1 protein-coding gene is annotated in these 1,365 nt (G+C 77.7%); it reads left to right on the forward strand.

Annotated features, from left to right (window positions below; translation table 11 throughout):
- Nucleotides 1-447: 447 nt before the first annotated feature.
- A complete protein-coding gene (locus tag ACFV0G_RS39370; RefSeq protein ID WP_380558741.1) occupies nt 448-1,227 on the forward strand; it encodes a transglycosylase SLT domain-containing protein in 780 nt (259 codons plus the stop codon).
- Nucleotides 1,228-1,365: the final 138 nt, after the last annotated feature.

Consider the following 1,365-nt stretch of genomic DNA (forward strand, 5'->3'; position numbering starts at 1 on the left):
AGACACCCACACCCCCCCACACACCACCTCGCGACGGGGCGGGGGGGGGGTCTTGGTCACCCCCCCCCCGGCCGGCCCGCGGCCCCGCGGGGCGAAATATCCGCTGGTCAGCCCGGATTCCGGGCCCGATTCCGGGGTCGGGGTTTGCCCCGGTGGCCCAGCGGGTAAACCACGCCGAAGCGCCCGGCCGTCGACCGGGCGCGTCGGCAAGTCTACGACCGGTCGTCGTAGCGGAGGTCGTTGCCGCCGCTCCGCGGGTCTGTCAAGAATGAGCCGGTCGCAGGGCGGCGCGGCCCGGAATCCCGCCGCACGCCGCGACCGCTCCGGCCCGTCGGCCGGTGCGCCCAGGCCGCCCGCACGGCCCCGCGGACGGTTCCCCCGAACACGCTGCGCGGCATCCGTGTGCCCGGAATCGGCCCCGTCCGACGGAAGAGGTTGTCACCCGCCATGCCGCTGCTGCCCACGAATCTACCGCCCCGCCACCGCCGCAACGCCCTGGTCACCGGGGTCGCCGCGTTCGCGGTCGCCGGTACGGCGACCCTCGCGCTGGCTCTGCCGCAGGACTCCTCCGCCGCTGCCGCGACCCCGCCCGCGGCCGCCGCCGCTGCCGCACCCGCCCCCGGCGCCACCATCGCCCAGCAGCTGGCCACCGCCCGTGCCGCCGCGGATGCGCAGACCGGCGGCGCCCAGGCCGACGCGGACGCCCGCGCCAAGGCCGACGCACTGGCCAAGGCCGCCGCCGACGTGCAGGCCAAGGCCGCCGCGGACGCCAAGGCCGCGGCCGACGCCAAGGCGAAGGCGGATGCGGACGCCAAGGCCGCCGCGGACGCGAAGGCGAAGGCCGACGCGGATGCCCGGGCGAAGGCCCAGGCCCAGGCCCAGGCCGCCTCCCGGTCGCAGCAGCGCCAGGCACTGAAGCCCGCCAAGCCCGCCGCTCCGACCGGCACCCCGCAGCAGATCGCCGCGCAGATGGTGCCCGCCGGCCAGCTCGGCTGCTTCAGCAACATCGTCTTCCACGAGAGCAGCTGGAACGTCCACGCGGTCAACCGGTCCTCCGGCGCGTACGGGCTCGTCCAGGCCCTCCCCGCGACCAAGCTGGCCTCGGCCGGCGCCGACTGGCGCGACAGTGCGGCCACCCAGATCAAGTGGGGCCTGAACTACATGAACACCCGGTACGGCAGCCCGTGCGGCGCCTGGGCGTTCTGGCAGGCCCACCACTGGTACTGACCGGACCCGGTCCCGACCGGACCGCCGGACCCGAGCGGGGCGCCCCCCCCCCGGGGGGGGCCCCCCCCCCGCCCCCCCCCCCCCCCCCCCCCCCCCCCCGACCCCAATCTGGGGGACGGGGGGGGGGGCCGGCGGGGC

The organism is Kitasatospora sp. NPDC059571 (assembly GCF_042735675.1).
Taxonomy (GTDB): Bacteria; Actinomycetota; Actinomycetes; order Streptomycetales; family Streptomycetaceae; genus Kitasatospora.

Bases quoted from the DNA above. Each gene is read 5' to 3' on its own strand.
- ACFV0G_RS39370 (WP_380558741.1), top strand. From the start codon at position 448: ATGCCGCTGCTGCCCACGAATCTACCGCCCCGCCACCGCCGCAACGCC.